Origin of the sequence: Thauera butanivorans NBRC 103042 (genome assembly GCF_001591165.1) — a bacterium.
Lineage (GTDB): Bacteria > Pseudomonadota > Gammaproteobacteria > Burkholderiales > Rhodocyclaceae > Thauera > Thauera butanivorans.
Genome location: NZ_BCUG01000029.1, coordinates 1 through 26,943 on the forward strand (window position 1 = coordinate 1; position 26,943 = coordinate 26,943).

At 64.7% G+C, this 26,943-nt stretch carries 23 protein-coding genes and 6 tRNA genes; 24 read left to right on the forward strand and 5 right to left on the reverse strand.

Features of this window, described 5'->3' with window-relative positions; all coding sequences use genetic code 11:
• The first annotated feature begins 194 nt into the window (after positions 1-194).
• A complete protein-coding gene (gene nadE, locus TBU01S_RS12695) occupies positions 195-986 on the forward strand; it encodes an NAD(+) synthase (RefSeq protein ID WP_068637004.1) in 792 nt (263 codons plus the stop codon).
• 59 nt (positions 987-1,045) lie between these two features.
• On the opposite strand, the gene TBU01S_RS12700 is transcribed toward nadE, so the two are convergent.
• Positions 1,046-1,855 carry an outer membrane protein assembly factor BamD gene (locus tag TBU01S_RS12700; protein WP_068637005.1) on the reverse strand — a complete coding sequence of 270 codons (810 nt, stop codon included), beginning with the start codon at positions 1,853-1,855 and terminating at the stop codon, positions 1,046-1,048.
• 13 nt (positions 1,856-1,868) lie between these two features.
• Between TBU01S_RS12700 and rluD the strand changes: the two genes are divergently transcribed.
• Together rluD and pgeF are read left to right on the forward strand one after the other, a co-directional pair.
• Positions 1,869-2,825, forward strand: coding sequence for a 23S rRNA pseudouridine(1911/1915/1917) synthase RluD (gene rluD / locus TBU01S_RS12705; protein ID WP_245650917.1), 957 nt, complete (start codon positions 1,869-1,871; stop codon positions 2,823-2,825).
• The gene (gene pgeF, locus TBU01S_RS12710; protein ID WP_068637006.1) at positions 2,822-3,649 is read left to right on the forward strand and encodes a peptidoglycan editing factor PgeF; all 828 of its coding nucleotides are present in this window, start codon (positions 2,822-2,824) and stop codon (positions 3,647-3,649) included. The genes rluD and pgeF overlap by 4 nt, the downstream gene beginning before the upstream one ends.
• On the opposite strand, the gene TBU01S_RS12715 is transcribed toward pgeF, so the two are convergent.
• Positions 3,643-3,858 carry a hypothetical protein gene (locus TBU01S_RS12715; RefSeq protein WP_068637007.1) on the reverse strand — a complete coding sequence of 72 codons (216 nt, stop codon included), beginning with the start codon at positions 3,856-3,858 and terminating at the stop codon, positions 3,643-3,645. The two genes, pgeF and TBU01S_RS12715, sit on opposite strands and share 7 nt — an antisense overlap.
• Positions 3,859-3,959: 101 nt before the next feature.
• On the opposite strand from TBU01S_RS12715, the gene TBU01S_RS12720 reads away from it, so the two are divergent.
• From TBU01S_RS12720 to TBU01S_RS12780, 13 genes are all read left to right on the forward strand, one after another.
• Positions 3,960-5,705, forward strand: a complete 1,746-nt coding sequence (locus TBU01S_RS12720) for a PHA/PHB synthase family protein (protein WP_068637008.1) — start codon at positions 3,960-3,962, stop codon at positions 5,703-5,705.
• A 110-nt stretch (positions 5,706-5,815) separates the two neighbouring features.
• A complete protein-coding gene (gene phbB, locus TBU01S_RS12725; protein WP_068637009.1) occupies positions 5,816-6,556 on the forward strand; it encodes an acetoacetyl-CoA reductase in 741 nt (246 codons plus the stop codon).
• Between the two features lie 235 nt (positions 6,557-6,791).
• Positions 6,792-7,532: a beta-ketoacyl-ACP reductase gene (locus TBU01S_RS12730; protein WP_068637010.1), complete on the forward strand. Its 741-nt coding sequence runs from the start codon at positions 6,792-6,794 to the stop codon at positions 7,530-7,532.
• A 131-nt stretch (positions 7,533-7,663) separates the two neighbouring features.
• A complete protein-coding gene (gene phaR, locus TBU01S_RS12735) occupies positions 7,664-8,263 on the forward strand; it encodes a polyhydroxyalkanoate synthesis repressor PhaR (protein WP_068637011.1) in 600 nt (199 codons plus the stop codon).
• A 63-nt stretch (positions 8,264-8,326) separates the two neighbouring features.
• On the forward strand, positions 8,327-9,658 hold the full coding sequence (rimO, locus tag TBU01S_RS12740) for a 30S ribosomal protein S12 methylthiotransferase RimO (protein WP_068637012.1): 1,332 nt from the start codon (positions 8,327-8,329) through the stop codon (positions 9,656-9,658).
• A 29-nt stretch (positions 9,659-9,687) separates the two neighbouring features.
• Positions 9,688-10,650 (forward strand): patatin-like phospholipase RssA, encoded by a 963-nt coding sequence (gene rssA, locus TBU01S_RS12745; RefSeq protein WP_068637013.1) that lies wholly within the window; start codon positions 9,688-9,690, stop codon positions 10,648-10,650.
• A gap of 56 nt (positions 10,651-10,706) precedes the next feature.
• Positions 10,707-12,131 carry an FAD-binding oxidoreductase gene (locus tag TBU01S_RS12750; protein ID WP_068637014.1) on the forward strand — a complete coding sequence of 475 codons (1,425 nt, stop codon included), beginning with the start codon at positions 10,707-10,709 and terminating at the stop codon, positions 12,129-12,131.
• 60 nt (positions 12,132-12,191) lie between these two features.
• Positions 12,192-12,267, forward strand: a tRNA-Ala gene (locus TBU01S_RS12755).
• 30 nt (positions 12,268-12,297) lie between these two features.
• Positions 12,298-12,373 (forward strand) — tRNA-Glu (locus TBU01S_RS12760).
• A gap of 67 nt (positions 12,374-12,440) precedes the next feature.
• Positions 12,441-12,517: transfer RNA gene (locus TBU01S_RS12765), tRNA-Asp, on the forward strand.
• A gap of 90 nt (positions 12,518-12,607) precedes the next feature.
• Positions 12,608-12,683: transfer RNA gene (locus TBU01S_RS12770), tRNA-Ala, on the forward strand.
• 30 nt (positions 12,684-12,713) lie between these two features.
• Positions 12,714-12,789, forward strand: a tRNA-Glu gene (locus tag TBU01S_RS12775).
• A 67-nt stretch (positions 12,790-12,856) separates the two neighbouring features.
• Positions 12,857-12,933, forward strand: a tRNA-Asp gene (locus tag TBU01S_RS12780).
• Positions 12,934-13,103: 170 nt separating this feature from the next.
• On the opposite strand, the gene TBU01S_RS12785 is transcribed toward TBU01S_RS12780, so the two are convergent.
• The gene (locus TBU01S_RS12785) at positions 13,104-16,043 is read right to left on the reverse strand and encodes a bifunctional diguanylate cyclase/phosphodiesterase (RefSeq protein WP_068637015.1); all 2,940 of its coding nucleotides are present in this window, start codon (positions 16,041-16,043) and stop codon (positions 13,104-13,106) included.
• 255 nt (positions 16,044-16,298) lie between these two features.
• On the opposite strand from TBU01S_RS12785, the gene TBU01S_RS12790 reads away from it, so the two are divergent.
• Positions 16,299-17,153 carry a 3-hydroxybutyryl-CoA dehydrogenase gene (locus tag TBU01S_RS12790; RefSeq protein ID WP_068637076.1) on the forward strand — a complete coding sequence of 285 codons (855 nt, stop codon included), beginning with the start codon at positions 16,299-16,301 and terminating at the stop codon, positions 17,151-17,153.
• Positions 17,154-17,247: 94 nt separating this feature from the next.
• On the opposite strand, the gene rho is transcribed toward TBU01S_RS12790, so the two are convergent.
• Positions 17,248-18,507 (reverse strand): transcription termination factor Rho, encoded by a 1,260-nt coding sequence (rho, locus tag TBU01S_RS12795; protein ID WP_281178443.1) that lies wholly within the window; start codon positions 18,505-18,507, stop codon positions 17,248-17,250.
• A 175-nt stretch (positions 18,508-18,682) separates the two neighbouring features.
• Positions 18,683-19,009, reverse strand: a complete 327-nt coding sequence (gene trxA, locus TBU01S_RS12800) for a thioredoxin TrxA (protein ID WP_068637016.1) — start codon at positions 19,007-19,009, stop codon at positions 18,683-18,685.
• A 282-nt stretch (positions 19,010-19,291) separates the two neighbouring features.
• Between trxA and fdxA the strand changes: the two genes are divergently transcribed.
• The 7 genes from fdxA (at position 19,292) to TBU01S_RS12835 (ending at position 26,937) form a co-directional block, all read left to right on the forward strand.
• Positions 19,292-19,615, forward strand: coding sequence for a ferredoxin FdxA (gene fdxA / locus TBU01S_RS12805; RefSeq protein ID WP_068637017.1), 324 nt, complete (start codon positions 19,292-19,294; stop codon positions 19,613-19,615).
• 107 nt (positions 19,616-19,722) lie between these two features.
• The gene (locus TBU01S_RS12810; RefSeq protein ID WP_068637018.1) at positions 19,723-20,172 is read left to right on the forward strand and encodes a CBS domain-containing protein; all 450 of its coding nucleotides are present in this window, start codon (positions 19,723-19,725) and stop codon (positions 20,170-20,172) included.
• A 224-nt stretch (positions 20,173-20,396) separates the two neighbouring features.
• Positions 20,397-22,067, forward strand: coding sequence for a long-chain-fatty-acid--CoA ligase (locus tag TBU01S_RS12815; RefSeq protein ID WP_068637019.1), 1,671 nt, complete (start codon positions 20,397-20,399; stop codon positions 22,065-22,067).
• A 309-nt stretch (positions 22,068-22,376) separates the two neighbouring features.
• Entirely contained in the window at positions 22,377-24,044 is a 1,668-nt protein-coding gene (gene ilvB / locus TBU01S_RS12820) for an acetolactate synthase large subunit (RefSeq protein WP_068637020.1), read from the forward strand.
• Complete coding sequence (gene ilvN, locus TBU01S_RS12825) at positions 24,044-24,364, forward strand: acetolactate synthase small subunit (protein WP_068637021.1); 321 nt, start codon at positions 24,044-24,046, stop codon at positions 24,362-24,364. The genes ilvB and ilvN overlap by 1 nt, the downstream gene beginning before the upstream one ends.
• A 103-nt stretch (positions 24,365-24,467) precedes the next feature.
• On the forward strand, positions 24,468-25,598 hold the full coding sequence (gene aroC, locus TBU01S_RS12830) for a chorismate synthase (protein ID WP_068637022.1): 1,131 nt from the start codon (positions 24,468-24,470) through the stop codon (positions 25,596-25,598).
• A 181-nt stretch (positions 25,599-25,779) separates the two neighbouring features.
• Positions 25,780-26,937 (forward strand): MFS transporter, encoded by a 1,158-nt coding sequence (locus TBU01S_RS12835; RefSeq protein WP_068637023.1) that lies wholly within the window; start codon positions 25,780-25,782, stop codon positions 26,935-26,937.
• Positions 26,938-26,943: the final 6 nt, after the last annotated feature.

Here is a 26,943-nt window from a genome sequence, read left to right on the forward strand (position 1 = left end):
GCGCCGCCGTCCCAAGGCAAAAAGCGCCCCCGCAGGGGCTGCGGTCTTCGCAGCGGTGGAGCGTGGCGCTCTTCTGCTGCCCATCCGGCCCTCCGTCCTGCCTGGCGGGTGCCGGAAGCGGATTCGTGCTTTCCAGGCGGCCGGGAGTGGCAGTATATTGCTGCCGTGCACAATCCTATCGACGGGGATGAATCATGCAGACGACGGCTGTCATCGACCATATCGTCCGGTGGCTGAGGGACTACGCTGTAAAGGCCGGTGTGAACGGCTTCGTGGTGGGCGTGTCCGGCGGCATCGATTCCGCTGTGGTTTCCACGCTGGCCGCGAGGACCGGGCTGCAGACACTGGTGCTGGAAATGCCGATTCGCCAGAAGCCGGACCAGGTCAGTCGTGCCCAGGAACACATCGGCCAACTGAGAGAGCGTTTCAGCAATGTGGAAGAGCAGTGGGTCGACCTGAGTGCCACGTTCGATGCCTTCGTCCGCGCCGTCGGCATCGACGATGAGAGCCAGCCGCATACGCATCTGGCGCTGGCCAACGCCCGCAGCCGGCTGCGCATGATCGCGCTGTATTACCACGCCCAGCAGCATGGTTTGCTGGTGGCCGGCACCGGCAACAAGGTGGAGGATTTCGGCGTCGGCTTCTTCACCAAGTATGGTGATGGCGGCGTGGATATCAGCCCGATCGCCGATTTGCTCAAGACCCAGGTCTATGAACTGGCCAGGGCGCTGGACGTACCGCAGAGCATCCAGGAGGCGCCGCCGACCGACGGCTTGTGGGATACCGACAGGACCGACGAAGAGCAGATGGGCGCCAGCTACCCCGAGCTGGAATGGGCGATGTCGGTGTACGACAAGCACCGCGCCGAGGATTTCGACGGCCGCGAACGGGAAGTGTTCGAGATTTACCACCGCCTGCACCGTGCCATGCAGCACAAGATCAATCCGATTCCGGTGTGCGCCATTCCGCCGGAGCTGCTGCGCTGAGCTGAAAGAAACGGCGGCCAGCCGCAGCAGCGCTGCTGGCCTTCAGCCGGCCGCAGGGCTCACCAGAGCTGCCACCACGGCTTGTCGCTCTCGGGGCCGCCGGAGAAATAGACGCTGTCGGGGAAGTTGGTGCGCATCACCCGGTCGGCGTCGTCACGCAGCTGGGTCATGCCGAGCGCATCGTAGCTCTTGACCAGCAGGAACAGCGCTTCTTCGTTGACGGGCGCCTGCGGGAAATTGGCCACCGCCGTCTGGGCGCGGTTGATCGCGGCGACGTAGGCGCCACGGTTGTAGTAGTAGCGCGCGACGTGGACTTCGTGTGCCGCGAGCGAATTGATCAGGTACTGCATGCGCGCCCGGGAGTCGTCCGCATAGCGGCTTTCCGGGAAGCGGGTGACGAGGTCGCGGAAGCTCTCGAAGGCTTCGTGCGCGCCCTTGGGATCGCGTTCGGACAGATCCTGGCGCGACAGGCCGGCGAGCAGGCCGAGGTCTTCGTTGAAATTAACCAGGCCCTTCAGGTAGTAGACATAGTCCACGTTGGGGTGGTTGGGGTGAAGCTTGATGAAGCGGTCCGCCGCGGCCAGTGCCAGTGCCTGCTCGCCCTGCTTGTAATACGCGTAGGCGACTTCGATCTGGGCCTGCTGTGCGTAACGGCCATAGGGATAGCGCGCTTCGAGTTTTTCGAACATCTGGATGGCGCGATCGTAGGCGCCCTCGGACATCGAGGTCTTGGCTTCGGAATAGAGCCGCTGTGCGTTCCAGCCGGTCGTCTCGTCGATCTGCTCGGGCAGCAGACCGCAGCCGCCGAGCATCAGCGCGCCGATCAGCGCCGCTTTTCCCGCTACACTTCCAAGGGTGAACCTGGCCATCGAAAAAACTCGCGTGAATGAACGCGTCGATTATATAGCAGCGGACGAGTCGAGCCCGTTCGCGGTGCAGACGATTCCTGTCGACCTGGCGGGGCTGCGGCTGGACCAGGCGCTCGCCCGGCTTTTCCCCGAGCATTCCCGCAGCCGCCTGCAGGCCTGGCTGAAGGAGGGGCGCATCCGTGTCGATGGTGCGTCGCCCGATGCACGCAGCAAGGTGCATGGCGGCGAGTGCGTCGAACTCGACCCCGCGCCCGCTCCGGCACCGGGGAGCGAACAGCCCGAGGACATTCCGCTGCAGGTGGTGTTCGAAGACGCGCACCTGCTGGTGATCGACAAGCCTGCCGGGCTGGTGGTGCATCCGGGCAGCGGCAACTGGAGCGGAACCCTGCTCAACGCCTTGCTGCATCATGCCCCGGCGGTGGCGGAGGTGCCGCGCGCCGGCATCGTGCATCGGCTGGACAAGGACACCAGTGGCTTGCTGGTGGTGGCGAAGACGCTGCAGGCCCAGACCGATCTGGTCCGCCAGTTGCAGGCACGTACGGTGAAGCGGCATTACTGGGCCTTGGTGCAGGGGGTGTTGCGTTCCGGAGGGAGCGTCGACGCGCCGATCGGGCGACATCCCGCTCAGCGGACGCGCATGGCGGTGGTCGGCAACGGACGCCCGGCGCTGACCCATTACGTGGTGGCCGAGCGTTTCGCGAAAACGACCTTGGTGGAGTGCCGGCTCGAAACGGGGCGCACGCACCAGATCCGGGTTCATATGGCACACATCGGCCACGCGCTGGTGGGCGATCCGGTCTATGGGGGGCGGCGCTTGCCCGACCCCGCATGTGAAGGTTTTGCCCGCCAGGCCCTGCATGCCTTCCGGCTCGGCCTGTTGCATCCGGCCAGCGGCGAGTTCATGCAGTGGGAAGTGCCGATGGCAGCCGATTTCGCCGCGCTGCTGCAGTGCGTGAGGGCAGGGACATGAGCAGCGCATCGGACGGAACCGTCGCCGGCGTGATCCGGCCCGACTGGACCACGCCGGCGAACGTGCGGGCCTTGCTGACCACACGCCTCGGTGGCTGCAGCCGGCCGCCATATGACGGTTTCAACCTCGGCGAGCATGTCGGCGACGAGCCGCAGGCGGTTGCGCGCAATCGGGCGATGCTGAGGGAATTGCTGCCGGCCGAGCCCCTATGGCTGTCGCAGGTGCATGGTTGCGCGGTGGCCGACGCGGACATGCCGGTGGCGGGTGTGCCGGCCGCCGATGCGGCGGTGGCGCGCGAGCCGGGGCGGGTTTGCGTCGTCATGACGGCCGACTGCCTGCCGGTGCTGTTCTGCGACGACGACGGTTCGGTGGTGGCGGCAGCCCACGCAGGCTGGCGAGGCCTGGCGGGCGGCGTGCTCGAGGCCACGATCGCGAAGATGGCGGTTCCGCCCGCTCGCCTGCGGGCGTGGCTGGGACCGGCGATCGGGCCCGGCAGCTTCGAGGTCGGCGACGAAGTGCGTGAGGTCTTCGTCGCCGCGGATCCGGGTGCTGCGCGGGCCTTCGTGCCGGCGCCGGCGCCGGCGCCGGGGAAGTGGCTGGCGGACCTGTTCATGCTGGCGCGCAGACGCCTGCAGGCGGCGGGCGTCGGGCGCATCGAAGGCGGCGGCGTGTGCACGGTGAAGGACGCCGAACGCTTCTACTCATATCGCCGGGACCGGCGCACCGGGCGTTTTGCCTCCATCGTCTGGCTGGAGCCGGCAGCGCAGGCTGTCTCGAGGGGAGGGGAAGAACGGTGCGAGTGCGAAAAGCGTGCAGGCTATTGATCGGCGTCCGATTCGGCTCTATCGTTGAGTCCTCTCGATTCCCGCTCGCGCTGGCGCCGCCGCCGCGTCGGCGTTCCGAACAGCCAGAAGAACAACGCCATTGGAGCAAGACCGAAAAAAATGAAGGTCAACACGCCCCCCACGACCGTGTTTTCGGTAATGCTTGCCAGCAGCGCGACATAAAGCCAGGCGATTGCGATAAGGTACATGGCGCCATTCTACAGCCCGGTCCGGCCGGGGTAGTCGGGCGCTGACAACAAGGCAAACCCGGGCGCAGGCATGCTGTTGCCCGTGGATAGAGGAGATGAGAATGTCGGATTCCGCAGGCAGTCAGTCGACGGCAGGCATGCAGGCGATGCTGGCCGCTGGCCAGGCCATGGCGCAGAACTTCTTCGATGCGCTGGCGCGCCAGCAGGTTGCGATGCAGGATTCTTCGGGTGTCGCAGTACCCAAGCTGCCGATGCCGGAGTCCGCTGAAATGGCGCGCATGCAGCAGGCGTTCGCCGAGAAGCATGTGGCGCTGTGGTCGTCGATGCTTGCGCGCAAGCCTGGCGGAGAAGCCACGCCGGTGGTGCAGCCCGAACCGGGCGATCGCCGCTTCACCGCGCCGGAATGGTCCGAGAGCCCGGTTTTCGATTACGTCCGCCAGGCCTATCTGCTGAACGCCGGTTTCCTCAAGGAGATGGCCGAGGCGCTGCCGATCGCGGACGGGCGCGCGAAGTCGCGCATCCAGTTCCTGACCCGCCAGTACATCGAGGCGCTGGCGCCGACCAATTTCGCCGCGACCAACCCCGAGTTCATCAAGACCGCGATCGAGACCAAGGGCGAGAGCATCGCGCAAGGCGTTCGCAACATGCTCGGCGATCTCGAGAAAGGCCACATCTCGATGACCGACGATGCCGCCTTCGAGGTCGGGCGCAATCTTGCGCTGACGCCCGGAGCGGTGATCTTCGAAAACGAGTTGATGCAGCTGATCCAGTACGCTCCGCTGACCGAGAAGGTCGCGCAGGTGCCGCTGCTGATCATTCCGCCGTGCATCAACAAGTTCTACATCATGGATCTCCAGCCGGATAACTCGCTGGTGCGTTTCATCATCGAGCAGGGTTTCACGGTGTTCCTGGTGTCGTGGAAGAATCCGCGTCCGGAGTCCGGCGGCCATCATACCTGGGACGACTACCTCGACAAGGGGCCGCTGACGGCGCTCGAGGTGGTGCGTGCGGTGACGCGGGTCAAGAAGCCGAACGTGCTCGGGTTCTGCGTCGGCGGCACCTTGCTCACTTCGGCGCTGGCGGTTGCGCGTGCCAGGGGGGAAGAGCCGGTCGCCAGCCTGACCTTGATGACGACCCTGCTCGATTTCGCCGATGCCGGCGAGATCGGCTGCCTGGTCGATGAAGCGAGCGTCACGGCTCGCGAAGCGACGATCGGCAAGGGCGGAGTGCTGCGCGGCCAGGAACTGGCCAACGTGTTCTCGTCGCTGCGCGCGAACGACCTGATCTGGCAGTATGTCGTCGGCAACTACCTGAAGGGCAAGACGCCTCAGGCTTTCGACCTGCTGTACTGGAATTCCGATTCGACCAATCTGCCCGGCCCCTTCCTGGCCTGGTACCTGCGCAACATGTATCTCGAGAACAACCTGCGCGTGCCCGGCAAGCTCAAGATGCTGGGCGAGAAGATCGATCTCGCGAAGGTGGACATGCCGGCCTATCTGATGGCCGCGCGCGAGGATCACATCGTGCCGTGGAAGAGCGCCTATCTGGCGCGCAACCTGCTCGGCGGCGATACCACCTACGTGCTCGGGGCCAGCGGCCACATCGCCGGCGCGATCAATCCGGCCTCCAAGAACCGCCGCAGCTACTGGACTTCCGATGCCCGCCCGACCGATCCGGACGAGTGGCTGGAGCAGGCCGGCGAGCAGAAGGGCAGCTGGTGGTTGCACTGGATCGAATGGCTGAGGCAGCATGGCGGCAAGCAGGTCGCCGCGCGTGGCCGCCTGGGCAGCACCAAGTACGAGCCGATCGAACCCGCGCCGGGACGCTACGTGAAGGAGCGCGCCTGAGCGGCGGAAGGCTGATCGATCAACGGGACCGCAGTGAGTGGGGAGGGCGCTGCCCGGTCCATGTTCCACCCGCCCCGATAAGAAACCCCATCAAGGGAGAGGAGAAATTCATGTCGAGAGTTGCACTGGTCACTGGTGGCATGGGCGGTCTGGGCGAGGCGATCTGCATCAAGCTCGCAGCTTTGGGCTACAAGGTCGTTACTACGCATTCGCCTGGCAACAGCAAGGCGGCCGATTGGCTGCAGACGATGAACAACATGGGCTATGGCTTCAAGGCCTATCCTTGTGACGTCGCGGATTTCGATTCCGCAAGGGCCTGCGTCGAGCAGGTGACGGCGGAAGTCGGTCCGGTGGATGTGCTGGTCAACAATGCCGGCATCACCCGCGACATGACCTTCAAGAAGATGAGCAAGGCCGACTGGGATGCGGTCATCAGCACGAACCTCGATTCGGTGTTCAACATGACCAAGCAGGTCATGGACGGCATGGTCGAGCGCAAGTGGGGCCGCGTCATCAACGTGTCGTCGGTCAATGGCCAGAAAGGCGCTTTCGGCCAGACCAACTATGCGGCTGCCAAGGCTGGCATGCACGGCTTCACCAAGGCGCTGGCACTCGAAGTGGCGCGCAACGGCGTGACGGTCAACACGATCTCGCCGGGTTACATCGGCACCAAGATGGTGATGGCGATTCCGCAGGAGATTCTCGACTCGAAGATCCTGCCGCAGATTCCCGTGTCCCGTCTGGGCAAACCGGAAGAGATCGCCGGCCTGGTCGCCTACCTGTCTTCGGAAGAGGCTGCGTTCGTGACCGGTGCCAACATCTCCATCAACGGCGGCCAGCACATGTTCTGATCCGCATCTGCGGCCCTGTGCGTACAGGCGGCATGCCCCCGAAAGGGGCATGCCGCTTTTTTTGGTGCGTGTCCCATTGCTCCGCGTATTGCGTTGCAGCAAAAATGGCCGGCAGTAGATATAATGCAGGAGCAAAGCAGCTGATGCGCTGCCGCAAGAACGCCGAGGGGGGCCGTCCGGATCGTGTTTCGTGATGGTTTCTCGGTCACGCAAACAGATCCAGAAGGATTTCAAGATGTCGCAGAAAATCGCTCTCGTCACCGGCGCCATGGGTGGTCTCGGCACCGCGATTTGTCAATCGCTGGCCAAGGAAGGCATGAAGGTCGTCGCGAACTGCCTGCCCAATTTCGACCAGAAGGAAGCCTGGCTCGCTGCTCAGCGCGACCTGGGCTTCGATTTCGTCGCTGCGGAAGGCGACGTTTCCAACTATGAATCCTGCGCCGGAATGGTCGCCAAGATCGAAGCCGAAGTCGGCCCGATCGACGTGCTGGTCAACAACGCCGGCATCACCCGCGACAAGTTCTTCCCGAAGATGGAGAAGAGCCAGTGGGATGCGGTGATCAACACCAACCTCAACAGCCTGTTCAACGTCACCCACCACGTGTCCGCCAAGATGGCCGAGCGCGGCTGGGGCCGCATCGTCAACATCTCGTCGGTCAATGGCGTCAAGGGCCAGGCCGGCCAGACCAACTATTCCACCGCCAAGGCCGGCGTGCTGGGCTTCACCAAGGCGCTGGCGGCCGAGCTGGCCACCAAGGGCGTGACGGTCAATGCGATCGCGCCGGGCTACATCGGTACCGACATGGTGATGGCCATCCGCGAGGACATCCGCCAGGGCATCATCGACACCGTGCCGATGAAGCGCCTGGGCCGTCCGGACGAAATCGGCGACCTGTGCGCCTACCTGGCGTCCGACAAGGCCGGCTACATCACCGGCGCCACCATCAACATCAACGGTGGCCTGCACATGTGCTGATGCTGCACCGTGCCATGCGCGAAATCACGGAACCCCGTCGGAAGGCGGGGTTCCGTTTTCGCAGCGCGATATAATCAGATTAGACATTCAAGACCAAAGAGCGGAGTGGCCACCGCCGAGGAGATGGGGAAATGCCCGAGCAGTCGCGCCTGATCAAGAAGTACCCGAACCGCCGTCTGTACGATACCCGCACCAGTTCGTACATCACGCTTGCCGACGTCAAGGAGCTCGTCCTCAATCACGAGGAGTTCCTGGTCGTGGACGCCAAGACCAACGAGGATCTGACACGCAGCATCCTGCTGCAGATCATTCTGGAAGAGGAGGCGGGCGGGGCGCCGATGTTCACCAGCGACCTGCTGGCGCACATGATCCGCTTCTATGGCAACGCCATGCAGGGCATGATGGGGAAGTACCTCGAGAACAACATCAAGGCCTTCACCGACATGCAGGGCAAGCTGCAGGAGCAGGCACGCTCCATCTACGGCGAGAACAGCCCCGTCGGCCAGGATCTCTGGGCCCAGTTCCTCAGCTTCCAGGGGCCGGCGCTGCAGAGCATGATGGGTGCCTACGTCGACCAGTCCAAGAAGATGTTCGAGCAGATGCAGGAACAGCTCGAAAGCCAGACGCGCAACATGTTCACCGGTTTCAAGTTTCCGAACTACGGCGTGCAGAGCGACGAAACCCCATCCGCCACCCGGCCGTCCTCCGACAAGAGCGGCTCGAACAGATAAAGACAAGCCTGCGCAGGCTTGCCGTCCCGGGCAGCCGCGCCGACCCCGACAGGCCAATCAAGCATGACCATTTTCAAGACCCCGGACCTGCCGCGTGTCGGCTTCGTATCCCTCGGCTGCCCGAAGGCGACCGTCGATTCCGAGCACATCCTGACCCGGCTGCGGGCCGAAGGCTACGCGATCACCGGCACTTATGACGACGCCGATCTCGTCGTCGTCAATACCTGTGGCTTCATCGACGCTGCGGTCGAGGAATCGCTCGACGCCATCGGCGAAGCCCTGAACGAGAACGGCAAGGTCATCGTCACCGGCTGTCTGGGGGCGAAGGACGATGTGGTGCTGGCCGCCCATCCCCAGGTGCTGGCGGTGACCGGCCCGCATGCAACCGAAGAGGTCATGCACGCGGTACACAAGCACCTGCCCAAGCCGCACGACCCCTTCACCGATCTGGTGCCGCCGCAAGGCATCCGCCTGACGCCGCAGCACTACGCCTACCTGAAGATTTCCGAAGGCTGCAACCACCGCTGCACCTTCTGCATCATCCCGTCGATGCGCGGCGATCTCGTCAGCCGCCCGATCCATGAAGTGATGCGCGAGGCCGAAGCGCTCGCCGCTGCCGGCGTCAAGGAGATCCTGGTGATCTCGCAGGACACCTCGGCCTACGGCGTCGACGTCAAGTATCGCACCGGCTTCTGGGGCGGCAAGCCGCTCAAGACCAGGCTCTACGATCTCGCCAGGGCACTGGGCGAGCTCGGCATCTGGATCCGCATGCACTACGTGTACCCCTACCCGAGCGTCGACGAGCTGATTCCGCTGATGGCCGAAGGCAGGATCCTGCCTTACCTCGACGTGCCCTTCCAGCACGCCAGCCCGCGCATCCTGAAGGCGATGAAGCGCCCGGCCAATGCCGAGAACGTGCTCGAGCGCGTGCGCAAATGGCGCAGCATCTGCCCGGAGCTGACGATCCGCTCGACCTTCATCACCGGCTTCCCGGGCGAGACCGAGGAAGACTTCGAGATGCTGCTGAACTTCCTCGAGGAAGCACAGCTCGATCGCGTCGGTGCCTTCGCCTATTCCCCGGTGGAAGGGGCGGCAGCCAATGAACTGGAAGGCGCGGTGCCGGACGAGGTGCGCGAGGAGCGTCGGGCGCGCCTGATGGACTTCCAGGAGGACATCTCCACCCAGCGCCTCGAAGCGCGGATCGGCCGCGAGATGACGGTGCTGGTCGACGACATTGACGAGGAAGGTGCGCTGGCCAGGTCGCCCGGGGATGCGCCCGAGATCGACGGCCTGGTGATCATCCCGGATGCCGAAGGCCTCGCGACGGGCGACTTCGTCCGCGTGCGGATCACCGATTGCGATGTCCACGATCTCTACGCTGAGCGGCTCGACTGATGTTGCGGCCGGCGTCAGGATGATCCGCCATGGATGAGCCTGATCCGCGGGCGCCGGCCAAGCCGCGCGTCAAGCCGCTCCACCGGCACGAGCCGGTCATCGGCCTTGCGCTGGGCAGCGGCGCGGCGCGCGGATGGGCGCATCTCGGCGTGCTGCGGGCGCTGGCGGAGGAGGGCGTCCAGCCCCGGATCATCTGCGGTTGCTCGATCGGCGCCTTCGTCGGCGCTGCCGCAGCGTCGGGCGATCTCGACAAGCTCACCCAATGGGCGGAAACGCTCAAGTGGCAGGACGTGGTCTCCCTGCTCGACGTGTCGCTGCGCGGCGGGCTGATCAAGGGCGACAAGCTCATCGGTTTCTTCGAGCGCAACTTCGTCGACCGTGATTTTTCCGATCTGGAAACCCGCTTCGCCTGCGTCGCCACCGAGCTGACGAGCGGGCGCGAAATCTGGCTGCAGGAAGGCAGCGTTTCCGCGGCAGTACGCGCCTCGATCGCCTTGCCGGGATTGATGACACCGGTGATGCACGAAGGGCGCATGCTGGTCGATGGCGGCCTGGTCAATCCCGTGCCGGTGTCGCTGTGCCGGGCGATGGGGGCAGACATCGTGATCGCCGTCGATCTCGGCTCGGACATGGTGGGCCGTGCTTTCCAGCGTGCCGCGATCGAGCCGGCACCGTCGGAAGAAACCGAAGCGGGCTGGAGCGAACGCCTGCTGTCGCGATTCGGCTTCGGCAATGGCAATGGTAACGGCAGCGGCGAGGAAGCGGCGCCGTCGCTGATATCGGTCATCAGTTCGAGCATCAACATCATGCAGGTGCGGATTGCGCGCAGCCGCCTGGCGGGGGAACCGGCGGACGTCATGATCTCGCCGCGCGTCGGCCAGCTCGGGCTGATGGACTACCACCGTGCAGCGGAAGCGCTGGCCGAAGGCGAAGCGGCAGTGATGCGCATGCGGCCCCTGCTGCGCTACGTATTGGGCCGCGACGCCGATTGAACACCGCCGGATGACGGCAGCCTCGTCCGCGCGGAACGCTGAGCAGGAGTTTGGGCATGGATGAGTTCATTCAGGAACTGCAGCGGATCGTCGGCGACCGCCATGTGCTCACCGATGCCGAAGACACCGCTGCCTGCCTCGTCGACTGGCGTGGCCGCTACAAGGGTGCGGCACGTGCCGTGGTGCTGCCGGCGACGACGCAGGAGCTTGCCGCGGTGGTACGCCTGTGCGCCGCGGCGTGCGTGCCGATGGTTCCGCAGGGCGGCAATACCGGCTTGTGCGGCGGCGCGACGCCATTGAACGACGGGCGTGCGGTGGTGCTGAGCCTGAGGCGGCTCGATCGCATCCGCGCCATCGATGCCGACAACGATACCGTCACTGTGGAGGCGGGCTGCACCCTGATGAGCGTGCAGCAGGCTGCCGCCGCAGCGGATCGGCTGTTCCCGCTGTCGCTCGCGTCCGAGGGAAGCTGCACGATCGGAGGCAATCTGTCGACCAACGCCGGCGGCGTGCAGGTCCTGCGCTACGGCAACATGCGTGAACTCGTGCTCGGGCTCGAGGTCGTGCTGCCCGATGGTCGCATCTGGGATGGTCTGCGTGGCTTGCGCAAGGACAACACCGGCTACGATCTGAAGCAGCTCTTCGTCGGTGCGGAAGGGACGCTGGGCCTGATCACTGCCGCGGTGTTGAAGCTCTTTCCGGCGATACGCAGCCGCTCGACGGCCTGGATCGTGGCGCCGGACCCGCAGGCGGCGGTCGGCCTGCTCGGCTTGATGCGTGATGCCTGCGGCGACCGGGTGACGGCTTTCGAACTGGTCGGCCGCAGCGCGCTCGAACTGGTGCTGGCGCATATCCCGGGCACGCGGGCGCCGCTGCCGTCCGAAGTGGAGTGGAGCGTGCTGCTCGAACTGTCGGACAGTGCCGATGTGCCCCTCGATGAGCTGCTCGCCCGGGCGCTTGCGCTGGCCGTCGAACGGGGGTTGGCGATCGATGGCGTGATCGCGGGCAGCCTCGCGCAGGCACATGCCTTGTGGGCCTTGCGCGAGAACATCTCTGAGGCCCAGCGGATCGAAGGCTTCAGCATCAAGCACGATGTCTCCGTGCCGGTGAGCCGCATCCCGGCGTTCCTCGAACGCGCCCGCATCGCCCTGCAGGCCGTCTGGCCCGATGTGCGCATCGTCGCTTTCGGCCATATCGGCGACGGCAACCTGCACTACAATCTGTCGCAACCCCAGGCGGTCGACAATCAGGAGTTCATGTCCCGGACGTCCGAAGCGAACCGGATCGTGCACGATCTCGTCGCCGAACTCGGCGGCTCCATTTCGGCGGAACACGGACTGGGGCAGCTCAAGCGCGAGCTGCTGCCGCGCTACAAGGCGCCGGTGGAGATCGACATGATGAGGGCGGTCAAGCAGGCTTTCGACCCGGGTGGCTTGATGAATCCGGGAAAGGTGCTGCCACCTGAAGAAAAGAAGGCTTGAAGCTGAAATTGGTGTTTACAGACCGAAATCTGCATCCTATAATTCGCGCTCTTCGGTGACGGGGGTATAGCTCAGCTGGGAGAGCGCTTGCATGGCATGCAAGAGGTCAGCGGTTCGATCCCGCTTACCTCCACCAAACGAAGTAGAGTGGTTTTGCAGCACCGCAGTCCCCATCGTCTAGAGGCCTAGGACACCGCCCTTTCACGGCGATAACCGGGGTTCGAATCCCCGTGGGGACGCCATACAAGGCGTTCCAGCCCGAGTGGCTGGAAGGCAGGGCCGGCAGGAATGCCGGTTGCAGGTCAGTGCGGAGTGGTAGTTCAGTCGGTTAGAATACCGGCCTGTCACGCCGGGGGTCGCGGGTTCGAGTCCCGTCCACTCCGCCAGTTTCATTCGGGCCATGCTCGAGCAAGGTTTTCAAAGGCCGAAAATCTTGCGAAGAGCGCCAGTGGTTGCTATAATCGCCGGCTCGTTGTGGGGGTATAGCTCAGCTGGGAGAGCGCTTGCATGGCATGCAAGAGGTCAGCGGTTCGATCCCGCTTACCTCCACCAAACGAAGTAGAGTAGTTTTGCAGCACCGCAGTCCCCATCGTCTAGAGGCCTAGGACACCGCCCTTTCACGGCGATAACCGGGGTTCGAATCCCCGTGGGGACGCCATACAAGGCGTTCCAGCCCGAGTGGCTGGAAGGCAGGGCCGGCAGGAATGCCGGTTGCAGGTCAGTGCGGAGTGGTAGTTCAGTCGGTTAGAATACCGGCCTGTCACGCCGGGGGTCGCGGGTTCGAGTCCCGTCCACTCCGCCATATCATGTCGTCAAAAAAGGGCTGCACACGCTGTGCAGCCCTTTTTTGTGCCCATTGCACGCCGTTCCGGCGCAACGAAGCCCGTAAAGAAGAAGGCGCAGCTCCGCAGTGCTTTCGCGATCGGCCGGACCTGGTGTCCTGGTGACGTCTTCGCCTCGCACGCCTGGCCGTCATGCCCGGCAGACGGGAAGCTGAACCCCGTTGCGCAGCATGGTTTCGAATTCGCCCGCAGGCACCGGCTTGCTGATGTAATAGCCCTGAATCTCGTCGCACCGCTGCTCGCACAGCAGCCGGCAGTGTTCCGCAGTCTCGACACCCTCCGCGATCACCTTGAACCGGAGATTGTGGGCAAGCACTATCACGGCTCGCACGATGGCGGCGTCGCCCGGCTCGGTGAGCATGTTGCGTACGAAGGACTGATCGATCTTCAGCGTATCCACCGGAAAGTGCTTCAGATAGCTGAGGCTGGAATAGCCGGTGCCGAAGTCGTCGATGGACAGCTTCACGCCGGCATTCTTCAATCGACCGAAGGTTGCGGTCACCTTGTCGACGTCCTGGGCGATCAGGCTTTCGGTCAACTCCAGTTCGAGCAAGTCCGGTGCAAGTCCGGTCTCGTCGAGAATCCCGAGCGCCCATTCGGCCACGTCATGCCGCAGAATCTGGCGCGCGGAGATGTTCACTGCCATCGTGGCGGCCGGCAGGCCTGCGGCGGACCATGCCTTTGCCTGCAGACAGGCCGTTCGCAGTACCCAGTCGCTGATCGGCATGATCAGGCCCGAATCCTCGGCGACCGGAATGAAGCGGCTGGGCGGCACCATGCCGAGCTCGGGATGCTGCCAGCGCAGCAGCGCCTCGCAGCCGATGATCGTGCCGCTTGCCAGGCTCACCTTCGGCTGATACACGAGCTGCAGCTGGCCGGCGGCCACGGCGCCGTGCAGGCAGGTTTCGAGCTTGACGCGCTGCTGCGTTTCCTCCTTCATCTCGTGCGTGAATTCCTGGTACATGTTGCGCCCCAGGCTTTTCGCGCGGTACATGGCGATGTCGGAACTGCTGATCAGCGCTTCGGCCGTCGTGCCGTCGTGCGGAAACATGCTCATGCCGACGCTGCCGGAAAGGTGGATCTCGCGGCCCTGCACGACGAGCGGTTGCCGCAGCGTCTCGGTGATGGCTCGCGCCACGGCGTCGGCGTCGGCAGGCGTGTGCAGGCCGGTCAGCAGGATCAGGAATTCGTCGCCGCCGTGGCGGGCGACGGTATCGCCGTCGCGCACCAGCGCCACGAGTTGCTGTCCGGCCGCCTTGAGCACGGCGTCGCCGAAGGGATGGCCGTAGGCGTCGTTGACGACCTTGAAGCGGTCGAGATCCAGGAACAGCAGCGCGAGCAGACGGCCCGTGCGGCCGGCGTGCGCGATGGCCTGCTCCAGGCGCTCCTGAAGCAGGTTGCGGTTAGGCAGGCCGGTGAGTTCATCATGCGTGGCCAGATGGCGCAGGTGCTGCTCGGCCATCTTGCGTGCCGAGATATCGTTGATGATCAGCGTACGTATGGCCTGCCCATCCTGATGCAGCGCGATGATGCGCAACTCCGCATCGAATGCGCCCCGGGCGCCGAGAAAGCGGAACATGCCGGTGTCCATGGTGGCCAGAATCGCCGCCCAATCGGCGGGGCCGCCAGGAAAGGACACCACTTCCTGGATGGAGCGCCCGAGTACCTGCCTCCGTGCCGCACCAAACAGGGTTTCGGCTGCAGCGTTCCATTCGATGATGGTGAGGCTGTCATCGAGACTGAAGATCGCCGTGTCCGTGGAATCGAATATCGCGCCTTTCAACGCCAGCGAGGCCATCTGCTGCTCCTGAGCCTGCAGTAGCTTGGCGGTGTTTGCTGCGAGCTTGCCTTCCCGATCCCTGATGGCCGCGGCCATGCGGCTGAGCGCTTCTTCCAGCAACTGCGTTTCCCGGAACCCCCCGGCGGCCGGGGTGATGATCGGTACGGTTTCCGCATCGGTGCGGCCGATGGCCGCCACGCTGCGTTCCAATGCGGTCAATGGTTGCCCGAAGCGGCGTGCCAGGCGAACCGAGATCAGCACGAGGCCCAGCCCCATCGCCAGCCCCATGCCGCCCACCTGATACAACTGGCGGCGCAGCGGGGCTTCGATCAGAGAGGCTTCGCGCGACGCAATCACCATCCAGGATGAGCCGCCCTTGAGTTCGAAGCGGCGCGCGGCGGCCCAGCGGCGCTCCTCGCCCGACTGGATTTTCCCCGTGAAGGAATGGGCGGCGGATGCAATCAGCGGCGCCAGTTCTTCCGGTACCGGCAACGGTACGCGGCCGACCTGCGGGCCGCCCAGCAGACGCGGCGCATCCCCCAGTTCGACGATCTGGAGGCGGACATCGTAATCCTTGGCGATACCCGCCAGGAAGCGATTCAGCGCGGGGATGTCGAAGTCCGCGTCCAGCACGCCGAGCAGCCTGCCGTCGTGGTCCCGAAGCGCTTTCACATAGCTGAAACCCCAGAGGGGGGTGGTGCCTGCTTCCTCGAAATGGAGGATCCATCTGTACGACGCAATCCATCTGCCCTCGGCCGGGGCCGTCACCCCTGCGCGATAGAACGGGCGGGTTCGTGGGTCGTAACCGTCGCTGGAACGTTCCTCGTGCAGGGAGAATCCGTTCTCGGTCAGCATGAAATTGCGCGTGAACCTGTCGTCGGGGCGCGTGCCCGGAAAGAGCCAGAGCAGGATTTCGCCGGTGCTGGTGCGCTCGAGGGTGCCATATTCGCCGTCCGCGGGGAGGACGATGCCGAGGTAGCTCAATTCGGGCCGCTGCTCGAATGCGGACAAGGAGCTTTCCAGGGCCGGGCGCAGGCCGGCGCCAGTCGTTCCGGACATGTACAAGGCGCGCGCGGCCGAATCCACCGTCATTTCCGCCGCGGCGGCAAGGATCCGCAGGCGCTCGATCGCCCGGTCGAGCGATTCGTCGATCTTCTGCTGCGCCGATTCTTCGGTGCTGGCGGCGCCTTGCCAGACCAGGATGGCAAACAGGGCGCAGCCGAGTGCCAGGACCACGCCGACGATGTCGAGCAGCAGTGCTCTTGCGAAGGATCGGGTTTGTCTGGCCATCACGAGGCTGGGGCGCGCATGTGCCTTGTGGAATGAAAATCCGTGGTACGGGTGGGAGGCGGCTGCACGCGCAGTGTAATGGACGTGGCGGAAATACGGTGTGCATGAGCGTATGCTGGAAAGAAATGCATTGCAGCAGAGCAGGCTGGTGCCGATGCGATTTATCCGCTAGAGTCGTGGTCCATACGCAGCGGTATGGATTCGTCCCCTGGCGGCGGCTGCATGAATCGAAATCCTGACTGGAGAATGAAGACGATGAGTATCGGCAAGATCGGTGTGGTGGGTGCAGGGACGATGGGCAACGGCATTGCCCAGGCCTGCGCAGTCGCGGGCCTGGATGTGGTGATGATGGACATCGGCGAAGCGCAGGTGCAGCGTGGCCTGGCGACGATCGCCTCGAGCCTCGACCGCCTGATCAAGAAGGACAAGCTGAGCGCCGGGCAGAAGGATGCAGCGATGGCGCGGATCGTGGCGGCGACGTCGATGCCGGCGCTCGGAGACTGCGATCTGGTCATCGAGGCGGCGACCGAGAACCTGCAGTTGAAGCTCGATATCTTTGCCAAGCTCGATGCGGCGATGCGGCCCGATGCCATCCTGGCGAGCAATACCTCGTCGATCTCGATCACCAAGCTCGCCGCGGCGACCGCGCGCCCCGGCCAGGTGGTCGGCATGCATTTCTTCAATCCGGTGCCGATGATGGCGCTGGTCGAACTGATCCGCGGCCTGCAGACCACGGACGAGACCTATGCGGCGGTCGAGGCGGTGTCGAAAGCCATCGGCAAAACGCCGGTACAGATCAAGAACAGCCCGGGTTTCGTCGTCAATCGCATGCTGTGCCCGATGATCAACGAGGCAATCTTCGCGCTCGGCGAAGGCCTGGCGACGGCGGCCGAGATCGACGAAGCGATGAAGCTGGGCTGCAACCATCCGATCGGCCCGCTGGCGCTGTGCGACCTGATCGGCCTGGACGTCGAGCTTGCCGTCATGCAAGTACTGTTCGAAGGCTTCAAGGATCCGAAGTACCGCCCGGCGCCGCTGCTGGTGGAGATGGTGGAAGCCGGCTACCTGGGCCGCAAGAGTGGCAAGGGTTTCTTCGATTACGGTAAGTGATGCGTCCGGCCGGCCCCGCAGCGGACCGGCCGCAAGAAAGCGAACGCCACCCGAGGGTGGCGTTCGTCGTTTCTGCCGCATGTGTGCGCTTCGTTCAGCCGCGGCCGGAGCGCATGGCGTCGAAGAACTCGGCGTTGCCCTTGGTGGCCTTGATTTTGTCGAGCAGGAATTCCATCGCATCGATGTCGTCCATGCCGTACAGCAGCTTGCGCAGGATCCAGACCTTCTGCAGCACGTCCGGCTTGAGCAGCAGCTCTTCGCGGCGGGTGCCCGAACGGTTGACGTTGATCGCCGGATAGACGCGCTTTTCCGCCATGCGCCGGTCGAGGTGGAGCTCCATGTTGCCGGTGCCCTTGAATTCCTCGTAGATCACGTCGTCCATGCGGCTGCCGGTGTCGATCAGCGCGCTGGCGATGATGGTCAGCGAGCCGCCCTCTTCGATGTTGCGCGCGGCGCCGAAGAAACGCTTGGGCTTCTGCAGCGCGTTGGCATCGACGCCGCCGGTCAGCACCTTGCCGGAAGCCGGCACCACGGTGTTGTAGGCGCGCGCCAGCCGCGTCAGCGAGTCGAGCAGGATCACCACGTCGTACTTGTGCTCGGTCAGGCGCTTGGCCTTCTCGATCACCATCTCGGCGACCTGGACGTGGCGGGTGGCGGGCTCGTCGAAAGTCGAGGCCACGACCTCGCCCTTCACCGAACGCTGCATCTCCGTCACTTCTTCCGGGCGCTCGTCGATCAGCAGCACGATCAGCTTGACGTCCGGGTGGTTGGACGTGATCGCATGGGCGATGTGCTGCAGCATCACCGTCTTGCCGCTCTTGGGCGGGGCGACGAGCAGGCCGCGCTGGCCCTTGCCGATCGGCGCGATCATGTCGATCACGCGGCTGGTGATGTTCTCCTCGCCGCGGATCTCGCGTTCGAGCTTCAGGCATTCCTGCGGGTGCAGGGGCGTGAGGTTCTCGAACAGGATCTTGCTCTTGCATTCTTCCGGCGGGCGGCCGTTGATGCGGTCGAGCTTGGTCAGCGCGAAGTAGCGCTCGCCGTCCTTCGGCGTGCGGATCTCGCCTTCGATCGTGTCGCCGGTGCGCAGGTTGAAGCGCCGGATCTGCGATGGCGAGACGTAGATGTCGTCGGTGCCGGCGAGATACGAGGTGTCGGGGGAGCGCAGGAAGCCGAAGCCGTCAGGCAGCACTTCGAGTGCGCCATCGCCACAGATCGGTTCGCCCTTGCGTGCACGGTTCTTCAGCAGGGCGAAGACGAGTTCCTGCTTGCGCAGCCTGTTCGCGCCTTCGACGCCGCTCTCCATGGCCATCTGCAGCAGTTCGCTGACGTGCAGGGCCTTGAGTTCGGACAGGTGAAGCGCGGGGACGCTGGCGTCGCGCGGCGTGGAGTTTTCCTCGCCGGCGTTCTCGACGTCGAACAGGTCGTCTTCGATCTGCGGATTCTGGGGGGAATTACCGTCGCGGTTGCGCGCGCCGCGGCGACGAGCGCGCGAAGCCCCGCGAGAACGGGCCGGAGACTGGTCCGGCTTAGATGTTGCTGTCAATGAAGGCGGTCAGTTGAGATTTGGAAAGGGCGCCCACTTTGGTCGCCTCGATGTTGCCGTTCTTGAACAGCATCAGCGTCGGGATGCCGCGGATGCCGTACTTGGCGGGCGTGTCCTGGTTTTCGTCGATGTTGAGCTTGGCGACCTTGAGCTTGCCGGCATAGTCCTTGGCGACGTCATCGAGGATCGGCGCGATCATCTTGCACGGACCGCACCACTCGGCCCAGTAATCGACCAGAACGGGGGTCTGGGACTGAAGCACTTCGGAGTCGAAGTTGCCGTCGGTCACATAGTGGATATGCTCGCTCATGATTCCTCACATCAGGGTGGCGGGTATGGACGAGGCGGAGGTGCCTCGTCGGGGTACTGCGGGTATGGAGGGGGCAGGGCAGGCAGAGTCGCCCGGCCTGGAGAGAAGCAGGGAGCCTTCTCTCGAAGAATTTCGGCGAAACTTATGCCATGACGCGGCGCGCGTCAAGAGAGTCGATGCGCCGAAAACGATGTTTCGCTCGCGAAGCGTGGTGAAAATGCAAACGACTGCACTATATTGTCGTCTGCAGGGGCCCGAGCCCTGATCTGGCTGGAGAGAACGATGGCTTACGTAGTGACCGAATCCTGTATCCGTTGCAAATATACCGACTGTGTCGACGTCTGCCCGGTGGACTGCTTCCGTGAAGGCCCCAACTTCCTCGTCATCGATCCCGAGGAGTGCATCGACTGCACGCTGTGCGTGGCCGAATGCCCGGTGGAGGCGATCTACGCCGAGGACGACGTGCCGGCGGATCAGCAGCAGTTCATCGCGCTGAACGCCGAACTGTCGAAGCAGTGGAAGCCGATCGTCGAGCGCAAGGATGCCTTGCCGGACGCAGAGGAGTGGGCGCAGGTCAAGGGCAAGCTGGGCGAACTGAAGCGCTGACCCGCCGCAGCGACAGGCGGCCGGATGCCTTCCCGGTCACCGGCCGATGCTCTAAGATGGCGTATCGATGACGCGAACGATCCTGGGGATCGAGGCAGGGAGACGAGATGCTGGTTAGCGAAATTCTCGCGATCAAGGGCAAGGTGCTGTTCACCATTGCGCCGAACAAGAGCATCGCTGAAGCGGTGGACATCATGGACGAGCAGGACGTCGGCTCGCTCGTGGTCTTCTCGCGTGGCCAGATGGTCGGCCTGCTGACCTTCCGCGAAGTCCTGCAGGGCGTCCGGCGCGGCGCGGCGGACTGGCAGTCGCTTGCCGTCGAGGATGTCATGATCGCCGATCCGCAGACCGCGTCGCCGAACATGGAGATGGACGAGCTGCGGCGCATGATGGTCGAGCATCACCAGCGTTATCTGCCGGTGATGGATGGGCATACCTTGCTCGGCGTCGTCAGCTTCCACGACGTCGCCAAGGCGGTGCTCGAGGAACAGAGCTTCGAGAACCGGATGTTGAAGAACTACATCCGCAATTGGCCTTCACAGGAAGAGGAGGCCTGAAACAGGCGAGGGGCTGCGAAGCTCCAGAGTGGTGGCGGCTTCGTGCCGCTGCCCCTCCAATGCGTGCCGCGTGAGGCACGCAGCATCCACGCTCCGCGACACATAACAGGGGTGGGATGATCGTTGGAATGGAAGGCGGGCCACGGGGCCCGCCCGACGCCTCGGGAGGGCGGCCGGTCGAACCTGGTTCGACCCGCTTTTTTCCAACAAAAGGAGGAGATACCGTGGACAAGATCTGGCTGAAAAGCTACCCCGCCGGCGTGCCTGCCGAAATCGATCCCGATGAGTTCCGCTCGCTGGGTGACCTTTTCGAGCAGAGTGTGCACCGCTTCGCGTCGCGTACGGCCTACATCTGCATGGGCAAGGGCATCACCTACGGTGAGCTCGATCGTCTGTCGGCGCAGTTCGCCGGCTACCTGCAGGGGGAACTGAAGCTGCCCGCCGGTGCGCGCGTGGCGCTGATGATGCCCAATCTGCTGCAGTATCCCGTCGCCCTGTTCGGCGCCCTGCGCGCGGGCTATACCGTCGTCAACGTCAATCCGCTGTATACCGCGCGGGAACTCGAGCACCAGTTGCAGGATGCCGGGGCGGACGCCATCGTCATCGTCGAGAATTTCGCCCATACGCTCGAACAGGTGCGTGCGCGGGTGCCGGTGAGGCACGTGGTGGTCACCAGCCTGGGAGAGATGCTGGGTTTCCCGAAGTCGATGCTGGTCGATTTCGTCGTCCGCCGGGTGAAGAAAATGGTCCCGCCCTGGCGTCTCGACGGCGCGGTGCGCTTCAGCGACGCTCTGGCCCGCGGCGGGCGTCATCGCCTGCAGGCGGTGGAACTGGGGCACGATGACATCGCCTTCCTCCAATACACCGGGGGGACGACCGGAAAGGCGAAAGGCGCGGTCCTGACCCACGGCAACATCATCGCCAACCTTCAGCAGGCCCACGCCTGGATCGCCCCTTTCATGCACGAGGGCGAGGAGGTGATCATCACCGCGCTGCCGCTGTACCACATCTTCTCGCTGACGGCGAACTGCCTGACCTTCTTCAAGATCGGCGCGGTCAACGTGCTGATCACCAATCCGCGCGACATCCCGGGTTTCGTCAAGGAACTGGGCAAGCACAAGTTCACCACCATCACCGGCGTCAATACCTTGTTCAACGCCCTGCTGAACAACCCCGATTTCGCCAGGCTCGACTTCTCGAACCTGCGCGTTTCCCTGGGGGGCGGCATGGCCGTGCAGCAGGTCGTCGCCGAGAAGTGGCGCAAGGTGACCGGGGTTCCGCTGGTCGAGGCCTATGGCTTGACCGAGACATCGCCCGCGGTCACGATCAACCCCCTCGATCTGCCCGAATTCAACCACTCCATCGGCCTGCCCGTGCCTTCGACCGAGATCAGCATCCGCGACGATGCCGACGTCGAGCAGCCGATCGGCCAGCGCGGCGAACTCTGCGTGCGCGGGCCGCAGGTGATGCGGGGCTATTGGCAGCTTCCCGAGGAGACGGCGCGTGCCTTCACGCCGGACGGCTTCCTGCGTACCGGCGACATCGCGGTGATCGACGACAAGGGCTTCATCTCGATCGTCGATCGCAAGAAGGACATGATCCTGGTATCGGGCTTCAACGTCTATCCGAACGAAGTCGAGGACGTCGTCGCCAGCCATCCGGGCGTGATCGAGGTGGCTGCGGTCGGGGTGCCGGACGAGCGCAGTGGCGAGGCGGTCAAGGTCTTCGTGGTGCGCAAGGATCCGAACCTGACCGAGGCGGAACTGATCGCCTACTGCCAGCAGAACCTGACCGGCTACAAGGTGCCTCACCGGATCGAGTTCCGCGACGATCTGCCCAAGAGCAATGTCGGCAAGATCCTGCGCCGGGAGTTGCGCGACGGCAGCGCGACGTGAAGGGCGCAGGGCTGGGCGCGCCCGGAGCGCCGGCAAGTTTTTTTGATCACGAAGCGCTTGTGTTGCCGGCGCGTTCGTGGTTTCATTCGAAGCGCAATTCATTTCGAGCCATCATGCGTTCCGTTTCCCGTTTCTTCTCCGTCGTGGTCGTAGCCGTACGCGTAGTAGGCGTAGGCATGCGCGCGTCGTAACGGGACAGAACACTCGAACTGCAGGATTCCAAACCCCCGTCGGCGCGCAAGCCCGGCGGGGGTTTTTGCATTCTGGAGCCTCGCCGGTGATGTCGCTGAAACCAAGAAGGAGAACATCATGACTCAACTCACCGGCGCGCAACTGATCGTGCGCCTGCTCGAACGCCAGGGCGTGCAGACCATCGCCGGCCTGCCCGGCGGTGCCATCCTGCCGTTCTACGACGCCCTCTCGGCCAGCAGCCAGATTCGCCACGTGCTGGCACGCCACGAACAGGGCGCGGGCTTCATGGCCCAGGGCATGGCGCGCGTGTCGGGCGTGCCGCAGGTGTGCGTCGCCTCCAGCGGACCCGGCGCGACCAATCTCGTCACCGCGATCGCCGATGCCTGTCTGGACTCGATCCCGATGGTGATCATCACCGGCCAGGTGCCGCAGGCGATGATCGGTACGGATGCCTTCCAGGAGGTCGATATCTACGGCATCACGGTGCCGATCACCAAGCACAATTTCCTCGTGCGCTCTGCCGAGGAACTGCTCGAAGTCGTGCCCGACGCCTTCCGCATCGCCATGTCCGGCCGTCCCGGCCCGGTGCTGATCGACGTGCCGAAGGACGTGCAGAACCAGCTCATCGAAGTGCAGGAGCTGCCGCCGCCGGCCGTTGCCGACCTGCCGCCGCAACTCGACCTGGCCGCGGTCGAGGAGGCCGCGCGGATGATCAACGAGGCTGTGCGTCCGGTGCTCTACCTGGGTGGCGGCGTGATCCATTCCGGCGCGTCGCCGCTGGCCGTGCAACTGGCGGAGCAGGGCGGGCTGCCGACGACGATGACGCTGATGGCGCTCGGCGCGATGCCGGTCGATCACCCGCTGTCGGTCGGCATGCTCGGCATGCACGGCGCCCGCTACACCAACTTCGTGCTCGAGGAAGCGGACCTGCTGATCTGTGTCGGCGCCCGCTTCGACGACCGCGCGATCGGCCGTGCGGCGCAGTTCTGCCCGAATGCGAAGATCGTGCACATCGACGTCGACCGCTCGGAACTGCACAAGATCAAGAACGCCCACGTCGCCATCCATGCCGACGTCACCGAAGCGCTCGAAGCCCTGCTGCCGCGCGTCAAGGCAGCGCTGCGCACGGACTGGCTGGCCCAGGTCGCGGACTTGAAGCAACGCTTTCCGATGCAGTTCCCCGACATCGGCGATCCGCGCAGCCACTACGGCCTGATCAAGGCGGTGGCCGATGCCCTCGACGACGAGGCGGTGGTCGCCACCGATGTCGGCCAGCACCAGATGTGGGTCGCCCAGGCCTACCCCTTCCGTCGTCCGCGCCAGTGGCTGACCTCGGGCGGGCTGGGGACGATGGGCTTCGGCCTGCCGACGGCGATGGGTGCGGCGCTGGCCGAACCCGAACGCACGGTGGTGTGCTTCACCGGTGACGGCAGCTTCAAGATGAACATCCAGGAGCTCGCCACGCTGGCCGAGGAGGGCCTCAACCTCAAGATCGTGCTGATGAACAACAACGCGCTCGGTCTGGTGTACCAGCAGCAGGCGCTGTTCTACGGCAAGCGCCAGTTCGCCTCCCGTTACCGGGTCGAGCCGGATTTCGTCAAGATCGCCGAAGGCTTCGGCGTGCCGGCCCTCGATCTCGACCAGGCGGACGATCCGCGCGCGGCACTGGCCAAGGCGCTCAGCGAACCGGGACCGTGCCTGATCCACGCGACGATCGATCGCGAACAATTCGTCTATCCCATGGTGCCGCCGGGTGCCGCCAACACCGAAATGATCGGAGGCTGATGATGATCGAACAAGTTGCCGACCCGCTGCCGCAAGCCACCGCTGTTGCCAAGGTCGTCCTCGAGCTGGATGTGAACAACCATCCCGGCGTGATGAGCCACATCTGCAATCTCTTCGCGCGCCGCGCTTTCAACGTCGAAGGCATCCTGTGCATGCCGGTGTCCGACGGCAAGCGTTCGCGCATCTGGCTGCTGGTGTTCGACGATCACCGGCTGGAGCAGATGGTGCGCCAGGTCGAAAAGCTGGAGGACGTGCTCAACGTCCGCCGCCATGGTGCCGAGCACGAGGTGTTCGAGCGGCTGGAAGGCTTCTTCCACTGATTTCCGCGTGCCCGCAGGGGCACGGCGGCCGGTGGGGATGGGGCGCGTGCTAGACTCGCGTCCCATCCTTTTTCGTTTTTTGTGCTGATCAGGCAGGAAGTTCATGTCCGGAAACACGCTCGGTACCCTCTTCACCGTCACCTCCTTCGGCGAATCCCACGGCCCGGCGATCGGTTGCGTCGTCGATGGCTGCCCGCCGGGGCTGGCGCTGAGCGCGGCCGACATCCAGGCCGAGCTCGATCGCCGCAAGCCCGGAACGTCGCGGCACGTGACCCAGCGCCGCGAACCGGACGAAGTCGAGATCCTGTCGGGCGTGTTCGAAGGCCATACCACCGGCACGCCGATCGGCCTGCTGATCCGCAACCAGGACCAGCGCTCGCGCGACTACGGCAACATCGTCGACACCTTCCGCCCGGGCCATGCCGACTACCCCTACTGGCAGAAATACGGCATCCGCGACTACCGCGGCGGCGGCCGCTCGTCGGCGCGCGAGACCGCGGTGCGCGTCGCTGCCGGTGCGATCGCGAAGAAGTGGCTGAAGGAGCGCTACGGCGTCGTCATCCGTGCCTGCATGACCGCGCTCGGCCCGATCGAGATTCCCTTCGTGAGCTGGGACGAGGTCGAACGCAATCCCTTCTTCGCGCCCAATGCCGGCATCGTGCCGCAGCTCGAAGCCTACATGGACGAGTTGCGCAAGGCGGGCGACTCGATCGGCGCGCGCATCGACGTGGTTGCCAGCGGCGTGCCGGTGGGCTGGGGCGAACCGGTCTATGACCGGCTGGATGCCGACATCGCCTATGCAATGATGAGCATCAACGCGGTCAAGGGCGTCGAGATCGGCGCCGGTTTCGCGTCCGTCGCCCAGCGCGGCACCGAGCACGGCGACGAGATGACGCCGCGCGGCTTCCTGTCGAACAATGCCGGTGGCGTGGTGGGCGGCATTTCCACCGGCCAGGACGTCATTGCCAGCATCGCGATCAAGCCGACTTCCAGCATCCGCCTCGATCGCTGTTCGATCGATCGCCAGGGCGAACCGGTCACCGTCAATACCCATGGCCGGCACGACCCCTGCGTCGGCATCCGCGCGACGCCGATCGCCGAATCCATGCTGGCGCTGGTTCTGATCGACCATGCGCTGCGCCATCGCGCCCAGTGCGCGGACGTGACGACGGCGACGCCGAAGATCGCCGCGCTGGCGCCCGAAGGGCAGCAGCGCCTGCCGTCGCCGCGCTGAGCGCTGGCATGGCTGGATGCGAGGCCTGCCTGCCGGGGCAGTCGAATAAGATGGGAACCATGTAGGATGGGTAGAGCCGCCAGGTGAAACCCATCGTTCATGGCATGGGGCTCATTCCTGTGTTGGTGGGTTTCGCCTTTGGCCCTATCTCCGTGGCTCGCCCCATTCTTCTATCGCTTCCATGCTTCCCTATTGGCGCCTGTCGGCCTACTACTTCTTCTATTTCGGCTTCGTCGGCGCTTTTTCGCCGTATTTTGCGCTGTACCTGCAGTCCATTTCGCTGAGCGCGGCGGAGATCGCGCTGCTGATGTCGATGATGCAACTGATGCGCATCGTCGCGCCTTACATGTGGAGCTGGCTTGCCGAGCACTTCGGCAAGCGGGTGGCGATTCTGCGGCTGTCCGCGCTGATGAGCCTGGCCGGTTTCACAGGTTTCTTCATGACCACCGAGTTCGGCGGCCTGCTCGCGGCGATGGCGCTGATGGCCTTCTTCTGGAGTGCGGCGCTGCCGCTGATCGAAGGGCTGACCTTTTCGCACCTGGGGGCGGAGGGGCACCGCTACGGCAGCGTGCGGGTATGGGGCTCGGTCAGCTTCATCGTCGCAGTGCTGGTGCTGGGTCAGGCGCTCGACCATGTGGCCATCGAATCGGTGCTGTGGGTCACGGCCGCCATCCTCGGCGGCGTGCTGCTGTGCTCCTTTTTCGTCCCCGACGCCGCATCGACGCAGGCGGGGCATGTGGCGATGAACCTGCGCGAGGTGCTGCAACGGCGCGAGGTGAGGGCGCTGCTGGGCGCCTGCTTCCTGATGTCGGCGGCTCATGGCGCGTTCTACGTCTTCTATTCGATCTACCTGGTCGGTGCGGGCTACGACAAGGCGCTGGTCGGCTGGATGTGGACACTCGGCGTGGTTGCGGAGATCATCGTCTTCATGCTGATGCCGCGCATCATGCGGCGCTTCGGCCTGCGCAGCATCCTGGTGTTTTCCTTCGCCTGCGCGGTGCTCCGCTTCGTGCTGATCGGCTGGGGCGCGGGCAGCCTGCCGGTGCTGCTGTTTGCCCAGGTGCTGCATGGCGTGACTTTCGGCGCCTATCATGCCGCCGCGATCGCGGTGGTGAACCGATGGTTCACCGGCCGACTCCAATCGCGTGGACAGGCCTTGTACGGCAGCATTTCCTTCGGCGCCGGCGGCATGCTGGGCGCCTTGCTCAGTGGTTACACTTGGGACGCCCCGGGGCCGGAATGGACTTTCACCTTCGGCTCCGTGTTCGCGCTGCTGGGACTCGCCTGGTTGGTGCGCGGTTGGCCCGCGTCCGCGCAGGACGAGGCGCGGAATCCTTGAATCGGA